This window comes from Georgenia sp. (genome assembly GCF_054605595.1).
In genome coordinates, this window is the sequence record NZ_JBTSDU010000137.1 from 1 (window position 1) to 7,995 (window position 7,995).

Here is a 7,995-nt window from a genome sequence, read left to right on the forward strand (position 1 = left end):
CTGCCGACAGCGGCGCTCGGCCGGCCGCCCGATGGCCTGACCGTCCCCTCGGACCGCCCGCGGGCCCGGCCCCTCCCGGGGGGCCGGGCCCGCGGAGTTCCGGTCGAGGTCAGCGGTGCGCCGATCGGGGCACGGCGTGCCGCGAGCCCGGCGACGGCGTGCCCCGACGACGTCGCGGACGCCGACGAGGTCGAGGTTCTCGGGGGCGCCGTACCGGACCGGGCCGGCGGTGGCGTGCCACGGACCCGACGGCGGCGTGCGGTGCGGCCGCCGTCGTCTCAGTTGCTCTCGGGGAAACCGGGGTCGACCTCGACGACGTCGACGATCGCGCCGATCTGGGTCACCTCCAGCAGGAAGCGGACGACGTCGGGCGGCTGGATCAGCGTCAGCCTGCTCGCGGTGTGGTGGGCGAGCCGCGCCAGCATGCTCACGCCCGAGGAGTCCATGAAGGTCACGTGTCGGGCATCCACCTCGACGGGGTTCCCGATCCGCTCCGTCTCCGTGATCGCCTCGGTGAGATCGGGGCTCAGCGCGACGTCGATCTCGCCCGAGAGCACCAGCCGGGTCCGGCTCGGTGACACCATCATGTGCACCGAACCGAGCTCTCCCGCGCCCGTCGGCGTCGGTGCGGAGTCGTGCACCGCGCCGTCCACGGCGGCCCCTCCCCATGTCACGTCCGACAACAGTCCTCCTCTGCGCGCGTGCGGAATCCCTCCCGCGCCTAGCATCGTGACGAACGCTAGACGATCGGAGGCCTCGATGGGCGGTACCAGTCGCAACGATGGTGCCGGGCGCAACGATGGTGCCTGTCGCATCGATTGTGCCGACGCGGTCCTTCAGAGCCTGCCCGACGCCGTCGCCGTGCTCACCCCGGGTCCCGACCGGGCGTGGGAGCTCGTCACCGCCAACGCGGCCATGCGGGAGCTCCTGGGCCTCCACCAGGCGCTCGACGCGCGACCGGGCCGGGTGGCCGAGCGTGGTGGCCCCGAGCTGGACGCCGACAGCCGCCGATCCATCAGGCACGCCCTGGCGCGCGACGAGCCGGCCACCATCGTCGTCCAGGCCCGGCGCGGGGACGGCGTCCCGTTCTGGGCACAGCTCGACCTCGTCCCGCTCGACGTCCCCGCCGGTGACGCGCCCCTGTGGTCTGTGGTCGCGCGAGACATCTCCGACCAGATCGAACGGGCCTCCCTCGAGCGTGTCCAGCGCGAGGTGGAGCGCCGCGCCCGGCTCGGGCTGACGATCGTCTCGCGCACCTCGGACCTGCTCCAGGAGGGCGAGCCGAGCGAGGTGCTCCGCGCCATCGCCGATCTCCTCTCCCGCCGGGCCGTCGCCTGGGCGGGCTTCGTCGTCGAGGACCGGAACCTGCGCGAGGTGGACGGCATCGACCCGCTGCCCCGCCGCCCGCCTGCTCAGCGGCCGCCGGGGGCCGACGAGGTCGAACGGCTCCTGGGCGGCGTGACCATGTACACCGTCCACCTCGACGCCCCCGCGACACCCGGCTCCGCGACCGCCGAGGTCCTCGCGATCGTCGAGCCGCACCGGGCCCGGCACCCCGACGCCGACCGTGAGGTGCTCGTCCTGCCCGTGCTGGGGCGCGTGCGCACCCTCGGCCTCCTCGTCGTGCTGTCCTACGTCGAGGAGGTGTTGCCCGACGGCGAGCCGTCCGCCACGATCCGTCCCCGGGACGAGCTCGTCACCATGTTGGAGCTGGTCGCGCGGCGGGTGGGCATGGCGATGGACAACGCACGGCTCTACGCGAGCGAGCACCAGCTGGCCGAGGCCCTTCAGCGGGCGATGCTGCCCGAGCAGGCCGAGGTGGTAGGGCTCGACGTGTGGACGTACTACGCCCCGAGCGCCTCGCACGCCCAGGTCGGCGGGGACTGGTACGACGTCGTCAACCTGCGCGACGAGACGGTCGCCGTCGTCATCGGGGACGTGGTGGGCCACGACGTCGAGGCGGCCGCGACGATGGGGCAGCTGCGCTCCGTGGTGCGAGCCTTCGCCGTCGAGCTGGTCGACCCGGGCATCGTGCTGGGCCGGGTGGACGACCTGGTCGACACCATGCGCATGCCCCGCAGCGCGTCGCTGGTGTACGCGACCCTGACGCCGCGCCACGGCGTCTGGGACCTGACCTACTCCCGGGCCGGCCACCTGCCGCCCCTCCAGGTCCGCGGTGGTGTCGTGACCGTGCTCGACGGCGGCGCGGGCACCCTGATGGGGTACGGCAACGGGAGGCGCACCACGGCGACCACCGAGGTGCTCCCTGGCGACGTGCTCGTGCTGTACACCGATGGCCTCATCGAGCGCCGCGACCGCGCCATGCGCGAGGGCCTCGAGGCACTCATCGAGCTCTGCGGCACCGTCTGCGCGCCCGACGCCGCGGGCGTGGGCGAGGAGCTCCTCGCGCTGGCCGACGCCCCCGAGGACGACGTCGCGCTCGTCGTCATCCGGGTGCCCGGCGCGCCCGACGGCCCCGTCGGGTCGAGCACCCGCCGACGGCGCTGGCAGCTGCCGCCGGAAGCCTCCTCGATCGGCCGGGCGCGGCACGCGGTCCGCAGCGCCGCGCGGGCCTGGGGGATCGAGGACGCGGGGCCGGCGGAGCTCGTGGTCTCCGAGCTGATGTCCAACGCCGTCGTGCACGGCCGGGGGCGCATCGGGCTGCAGCTGCACGACACCGGGGACGGGCTGCGCATCGAGGTCTTCGACGCCAACCCCGGCCCGCCCATCACCCGCGAGGCCGACCCTCGTCGGGTCGGCGGGTTCGGCATGCACATCGTGGACCGCCTCGCCGACTGGGGCTGGCGGCCGACCCCGACCGGGAAGGTGGTGTGGGCGCGCCTGCGCGCGGCGCACCTCGATGTGCGGCCGCCGGGCGCCGCCGAGGAGTGAGACGCCCCGCTCCGCCGGGCGGCGCACCGCAGATCTCCGGGACGAACCGGTCGCACTCGTGCCGCCCGCACCGCCGTACGGTGCCGCCGAGCCGGTGCATCAGCAGCACCGTGCTGCCGATCCGGTGGGCGAGGCGGCGGTCGCCGGTGCGCGCGCCCGGCCACGAACCTCGTGCACCCCGGGCGGCCCCGCGTCCGCGATGACGATAAACTCCCGGGGGCGCCGTTCGGCGTCCTAGGGGCGGCGAGAGGACCGAACAAGATGCCAGCCGTGGTGGTCGTCGGGGCGCAGTGGGGCGACGAGGGCAAGGGCAAGGCGACCGATCAGCTCGGTACGCGGGTCGACTACGTCGTGAAGTTCAACGGCGGGAACAACGCCGGCCACACCGTGGTCGTCGGGGAGGAGAAGTACGCGCTGCACCTGCTTCCCTCCGGCATCCTGACCCCGGGCTGCACCCCGGTGATCGGTAACGGTGTCGTCGTCGACCTCGAAGTGCTCTTCCAGGAGATCGATGGGCTGGAGTCACGCGGGGTCGACACCTCCGGCCTGCTGATCTCCGCCGCCGCGCACATCATCCCGTCCTACAACCGGACGCTGGACAAGGTCACCGAGCGGTTCCTCGGCAAGCGTCAGATCGGCACCACCGGCCGCGGTATCGGACCCACCTATGCGGACAAGATGAGCCGGGTGGGTCTGCGCGTCCAGGACCTCTTCGACGAGAGCATCCTGCGCCAGAAGGTCGAGGGCGCGCTGGCGCAGAAGAACCAGCTGCTGGTGAAGGTCTTCAACCGGCGCGCCGTGGACGTCGACGAGGTCACCGAGGAGCTCCTCGCGTACGCCGACCGCGTGCGCCCCATGGTGGTGGACACCTCGCTCGTGCTCAACCAGGCGCTCGACGCCGGCAAGACCCTCGTCTTCGAGGCCGGCCAGGCCACCATGCTCGACGTCGACCACGGCACCTACCCCTTCGTCACGTCGTCCTCGGCCACGGCCGCCGGGGCGTGCACCGGGTCCGGCGTCGGGCCCACGCGCATCGACCGCGTCGTCGGCGTGCTCAAGGCCTACGCGACCCGGGTGGGTGAGGGGCCGTTCCCGACCGAGCTGACCGACGACATGGGCGAACGCCTGCGCAAGGTCGGCGGCGAGTACGGCACCACGACGGGCCGCCCGCGCCGCACCGGCTGGTACGACGCCGTCGTCGCCCGCTACGCCGGCCGGGTCAACGGGCTCACCGACCTGGTGATGACCAAGCTCGACGTCCTCACCGGCCTCGAGAAGATCCCGGTCTGTGTGGCCTACGAGGTCGACGGCGTGCGGTACGACGAGATGCCCGCCGACCAGTCCTCCTTCCACCACGCCCGCCCGGTCTACGAGGAGCTGGACGGCTGGAGCGAGGACATCAGCGGGGCGCGCACCTTCGAGGACCTGCCCGCCGCGGCGCAGCGCTACGTCCGCACGTTGGAGGAGATGAGCGGGACGCGCATGTCCTCGATCGGCGTCGGGCCGGACCGTGAGGCCACCATCGTGCGGTACGACCTGCTGGACTGATCCGCCCGCGGGGCCGGCGCCGACGCGCCGGGTCAGGCCCCGCCGTCGGGGGCATGCTTCTGGAGGAAGTCGAAGAGCTCGGAGTCGTCCACGCCGGGGAACGTGCCGGACGGCAACGGGCTCAGCACGTGCGCGTGCATCTTGGCGCTGGGCCACGACCGGTCGCGCCACCGGGTGGCGAGGTCCGGGTCCGGGCGGCGGCAGCATGCCTCGTCCGGGCAGGTCGACGGCGCGCGCCGGGTCGTCTCCCGCCCACGGAACCACTTGGCATGGGCGAACGGCACCCCGAGGGTGATGGAGAACTCCGAGTCCGTGCTGGTGCCCGTCTGCGTGCTGCACCAGTAGGTGCCGTTGGGGGTGTCGGTGTACTGGTCGAACTCGGTCACGCGGTTGCGGCGGGTGAAGGCCGCCCGCGCTCCCCACCGCCGGCACAGCGGCTGCCCCTCGATGGCGCCCGAGGCGTCCGTGGGCAGCGGCACGCCGTCGTTCTCGTAGCCGCGGTAGAGTGCGCCGTCGTCGGCGGCCCGGATGAAGTGCACCGGGATGCCCAGACGTGCCGTCGCGAGGTTGGTGAACCGCTGCGCCGCCGAGTGGTGCGTGATGCCGAAGGCGTCGCGGAAGTCCTCCATGGCGAGGTCCTTCGCGGCCTTCTTCTGTTCCAGGAACGCCACCGCGGCGAACCGCGGCACCAGGCAGGCCGCGGTGAAATAGGCGATCTGCTGGCGCTGGAAGAGGAAGTCGCCGTAGTTCGCCGGCCGCTCGTGCCCGAACAGGCGGTGCGCCATCGCCTGCAGCGCCAGGGAGCGCAGCCCGTAACCGCCGGGGATGGACGCCGGCGGGAGGTAGATCCGCCCGTTCTCCAGGTCGGTGACGGTGCGGGTGGAGTGCGGCAGGTCGTCGACGTGGATGATGGAGAACCCGAGGCGCTCCGCCATCTGCGCCACCATGTGGTGCGTCAGCGCCCCGCTCGTGTAGTCCACCGCCCGCACGAACTCCTCGGCCATGTCCTCGATCTCGGGCAGGTAGTTGTTCCGCCGCTGCATCTCCAGACGTAGTTCGGTGTTGATCCGTCGGGCCTCCGCGGGCGTCGCGATGGCCGCCCGGGCGCGTCGTGCCAGCTCGCCGTGCAGTGCCACGAGCGACTCCAGGGCATCCATCGGCAGGCGCCGACCCGGGCGGACCGTCGGGACGCCGAGCGCCCCGAAGAAGGAGCTGCGCTGGGCCCGCTCGAGCGCGATCTCGAGCTCGGCGCGCCGGTCCGGCGGCGGTTCGGGGCTCAGCAGTTCCGCGGCCGAGGTCCCCAGCGTCGCCGCGATCGAGGTGAGCAGCGAGAGGCGCGGTTCGCGGTGGCCGTTCTCCACGAGGGAGAGCTGGCTCGTGGTGGAGCCGACGGCGTCGGCGAGCCGGCTCAGCGTCAGGTGGGCACCGGTGCGGGCGTGCCGGATGCGCCGGCCCAGGACCAGCGGGTCCGTGCCCGGTCTGAGAGTCTGGGAGAGCGCACCGTCGTCAGCCATGAGTTGACAATAACGAAACTGTGACAGTTTTTGTCAACCAATGGCGGTTGAAAGGAGCACGAAATGAGCCCAGAGTGGATGCAGGGCGCGCGGCAGCGTCCGGAAGACCTTTCGGAGGAACGCATGACCACCACAGACGTGGCGCCCGCGCCGCTGACCGGACTGACCGTCGAGGACCCCGCCCTGCTGGGTTGGATCCGCGAGATCGCGGCGCTGACCCAGCCCGACGCGATCTACGTGTGCGACGGCTCCCAGGAGGAGTACGACCACATCGCGGCGGAGCTGGTCCAGACCGGCACCTTCATCAAGCTCGACGAGGCGAAGCGCCCGAACAGCTTCCTGGCCCGCTCGGAGCCGTCCGACGTCGCACGCGTCGAGTCCCGCACGTTCATCGCCTCCGAGAACGAGATCGACGCCGGACCGACCAACAACTGGGCCGAGCCGACCGCGATGCGCGAGGAGCTCCGCGGCGTCTTCGCCGGCTCGATGCGCGGCCGCACCATGTATGTGGTGCCCTTCTCGATGGGCCCCGTCGGCGGCCCGATCTCCCGCGTCGGCGTCGAGCTGACGGACTCGCCCTACGTCGTCGCCTCCATGCGGATCATGACGCGCATGGGCGCCGCCGCGCTGGAACAGATCGAGCAGGGCGCCGACTGGGTGCCCGCCGTGCACTCGGTGGGCTACGCCCTCGTCGACGCCGACGGGACCATCCGCCCGGACGTGGCCTGGCCGTGCAACGACACCAAGTACATCGTCCAGTTCCCCGAGACCCGGGAGATCTGGTCCTACGGTTCCGGCTACGGCGGTAACGCCCTGTTGGGCAAGAAGGCCTACGCGCTGCGCATCGCGTCCGTCCTCGGCCGGGACGAGGGCTGGATGGCCGAGCACATGCTCATCCTGAAGATCACCGGCGCGGACCAGCGCGTCTACCACCTCGCGGCGGCGTTCCCCTCCGCGTGCGGCAAGACGAACCTGGCGATGCTGCGCCCGACCGTCCCGGGCATGAAGGTCGAGACCATCGGCGACGACATCGCCTGGATGCGCCCCGGCCCGGACGGCCGCCTCTACGCCATCAACCCCGAGGCCGGCTTCTTCGGCGTCGCGCCCGGCACCGGTGAGACCACCAACCCGACGGCGATCGCCGCGCTGGGGCACGACGTCATCTTCACCAACGTCGCCCTGACCGACGACGGCGACGTCTGGTGGGAGGGTCTGACCGAGGACGTGCCCGAGCACCTGATCGACTGGCAGGGCAACGACTGGACGCCGGGCGCCGGCCGCCCGGCCGCGCACCCGAACTCGCGCTTCACCGTGCGCGCCGACCAGGCGCCGTCCATCGCCCCCGAGTGGGAGGACCTCGCCGGCGTGCCGATCGACGTCATCCTCTTCGGCGGACGCCGCGCCACCAACGTGCCGCTCGTGGCCGAGTCCTACGACTGGGAGCACGGCGTCTTCATGGGCGCGACCGTCTCCTCCGAACAGACCGCCGCCGCCGAGGGGGCGGTCGGGGCGCTGCGCCGCGACCCGTTCGCCATGCTGCCCTTCGCCGGCTACAACATGGCCGACTACTGGGGCCACTGGCTGGAGATGGGCGAGCTCCTCGGGGACAAGGCCCCGCGGATCTTCCAGGTCAACTGGTTCCGCAAGAGCGCCGACGGCACGTACCTGTGGCCGGGCTTCGGCGAGAACTCGCGCGTGCTGCAGTGGGCGCTGCGCCGCGTCAACGGCGAGGTCGGCGCGCAGGACGCGGCCACCGGGCGCCTGCCGGTGCCCGGTGACCTCGACCTCGACGGCCTCGACGTCTCCGAGGGGGACCTCACCGAGCTCTTCGCGATCGACCCGGCGAGCTGGCGCGCCGAGGCCGATCTCACCGAGGAGTACTTCGAGCAGTTCGGCTCGCGCCTCCCGGACGCGATGACCGACCAGCTCGCCCTGCTCCGCGAGCGGCTCGCGTAGCGTGCCGCCTCACGCGGGCCGTCTCGCAAACGGCCGGGGCCCCCCCACCCTCGAGGGCGGGGGGGGTCCCGCCGTGGCGGGCCGC

General features: G+C 72.5%; 5 protein-coding genes. 3 read left to right on the forward strand and 2 right to left on the reverse strand.

Annotation, left to right across the window (positions count from 1 at the left end):
• Positions 1 to 278 precede the first annotated feature (278 nt).
• Complete coding sequence (locus ACYC1Z_RS12960) at positions 279 to 674, reverse strand: STAS domain-containing protein (RefSeq protein WP_461409943.1); 396 nt, start codon at positions 672 to 674, stop codon at positions 279 to 281.
• A gap of 85 nt (positions 675 to 759) precedes the next feature.
• On the opposite strand from ACYC1Z_RS12960, the gene ACYC1Z_RS12965 reads away from it, so the two are divergent.
• The gene (locus ACYC1Z_RS12965) at positions 760 to 2,892 is read left to right on the forward strand and encodes an ATP-binding SpoIIE family protein phosphatase (protein ID WP_461409939.1); all 2,133 of its coding nucleotides are present in this window, start codon (positions 760 to 762) and stop codon (positions 2,890 to 2,892) included.
• A 261-nt stretch (positions 2,893 to 3,153) separates the two neighbouring features.
• Positions 3,154 to 4,440 (forward strand): adenylosuccinate synthase, encoded by a 1,287-nt coding sequence (locus tag ACYC1Z_RS12970; protein ID WP_461409940.1) that lies wholly within the window; start codon positions 3,154 to 3,156, stop codon positions 4,438 to 4,440.
• 32 nt (positions 4,441 to 4,472) lie between these two features.
• Here the strand turns inward: ACYC1Z_RS12970 and ACYC1Z_RS12975 are convergent, their stop codons facing one another.
• The gene (locus ACYC1Z_RS12975) at positions 4,473 to 5,954 is read right to left on the reverse strand and encodes a helix-turn-helix domain-containing protein (protein WP_461409941.1); all 1,482 of its coding nucleotides are present in this window, start codon (positions 5,952 to 5,954) and stop codon (positions 4,473 to 4,475) included.
• Positions 5,955 to 6,077: 123 nt separating this feature from the next.
• Between ACYC1Z_RS12975 and ACYC1Z_RS12980 the strand changes: the two genes are divergently transcribed.
• The gene (locus ACYC1Z_RS12980) at positions 6,078 to 7,910 is read left to right on the forward strand and encodes a phosphoenolpyruvate carboxykinase (GTP) (protein WP_461409942.1); all 1,833 of its coding nucleotides are present in this window, start codon (positions 6,078 to 6,080) and stop codon (positions 7,908 to 7,910) included.
• The last annotated feature ends 85 nt before the right edge of the window (positions 7,911 to 7,995 follow it).

Excerpts from the sequence above, each read along its gene's own strand:
- ACYC1Z_RS12975 (WP_461409941.1), bottom strand. The coding sequence starts at position 5,954 with ATGGCTGACGACGGTGCGCTCTCCCAGACTCTCAGACCGGGCACGGAC.
- ACYC1Z_RS12970 (WP_461409940.1), top strand. The coding sequence starts at position 3,154 with ATGCCAGCCGTGGTGGTCGTCGGGGCGCAGTGGGGCGACGAGGGCAAG.
- ACYC1Z_RS12980 (WP_461409942.1), top strand. The coding sequence starts at position 6,078 with ATGACCACCACAGACGTGGCGCCCGCGCCGCTGACCGGACTGACCGTC.
- ACYC1Z_RS12965 (WP_461409939.1), top strand. The coding sequence starts at position 760 with ATGGGCGGTACCAGTCGCAACGATGGTGCCGGGCGCAACGATGGTGCC.